A 1,342-nucleotide genomic window follows, 5' to 3' on the forward strand; every position below is an offset into this window, starting at 1 on the left:
CTGCTGCACGGTGTAGTCGTAGCCGGCGCCTTCCGGGCCGTCGATCATGATCTGGAACGAACCACGGTCTTCGGCGGGGGCCAGTTCCGAAGGCAGCACTTTGATCAGCAGCCAGCTGGCCGCCAACGCAGCGGCCATCACCAGCAGGTAGATCCACGTGCGATCGACATGATGATCGAGCACGCGGCCGTAGGCGCCGGCCAGGCGTTCCAGATTGCGGTTGATGAAGCCGTGCAGCCCGCGCGGTGCCTGCCCGGTATGCGGCTTGAGCAGCTTGGAGGCCATCATCGGCGTCAGCGTCAGCGCGACGAACGCCGACAGCGCGACAGCGGCGGCCAGGGCTACCGCCAGTTCACGGAACAGGCGCCCGGTATTGCCTTCCAGGAAGCCGACCGGCAGGAATACCGCCACCAGCACGGCGGTGGTGGCGATCACCGCGAACGCCACCTGCGCGGTACCCCGCTTGGACGCCACCAGCGGCGGTTCGCCCAGGTCGATGCGGCGCTGCACGTTTTCCACCACCACGATSGCGTCATCCACCACCAGGCCGATGCACAGCACCAGCGCGAGCAGGGTCAGCAGGTTGATCGAGAAGTCGAACGCGTACAGCGCGATGAACGCCGCCACCAGGCATACCGGCACGGTGACCGCAGGAATCAACGCCGCGCGGAAGCTGCCGAGGAACAGCCAGATGACCGCCAGCACCAGGATCATCGCCTCCACCAGGGTGGCGTACACGCGGTCGACGGCAGCCTCGATGAAGGTGGTGTTGTCGAAGGCAACGAAGATCTGCGTGCCCTTGGGCAGGGTCAGCGCGACACGTTCGGCCTCGGCGCGCGCGGTGCGCGCCACATCCAGCGAGTTGGCAGTGGAGGTCTTKACGATGCCCAGGCCGATGYYSGGCTYGCCGTTGCTGCGGTAGTAGGCGCGRCGYTCGGCCGARGCCAGCTCGATCTTCGCCACATCGCCCATGCGCACCACATAGCCATCACTGCCCTTGCCCAGCGGGATGGTCGCGAAGTCTTCCGGCTTGATGTAGTTGCGCTCCACGCGCAGGGTGAAATCGCGGTCGGTGGATTCGATGCGGCCGGCCGGCAGTTCCACGTTCTCGTTGCGCAGCGCGGTTTCCACATCGCCGGTGGTCAGCCCACGTGCGGCCAGCTGGTCGCGGTCCAGCCAGATGCGCATCGCATAGCGCTGGCGGCCACCGATGCGGACCTGGGCCACGCCATCGAGGCTGGAGAAGCGGTCGACCACGTAGCGGTCGGCGTAGTCGCTCAGTTCCAGCGTATCCATGGTCGAGGAGACCATGTTGAACCAGATGATCGGGTCGGCATCGCTC

General features: G+C 66.3%; 1 protein-coding gene. It reads right to left on the reverse strand.

Features of this window, described 5'->3' with window-relative positions; translation table 11 throughout:
- On the reverse strand, positions 1 to 1,342 hold a 1,342-nt coding region (locus AC1VAN_RS21980), incomplete at both ends, for an efflux RND transporter permease subunit (RefSeq protein WP_480986763.1).

Source organism: Stenotrophomonas sp. 05L44_2 (genome assembly GCF_056665995.1).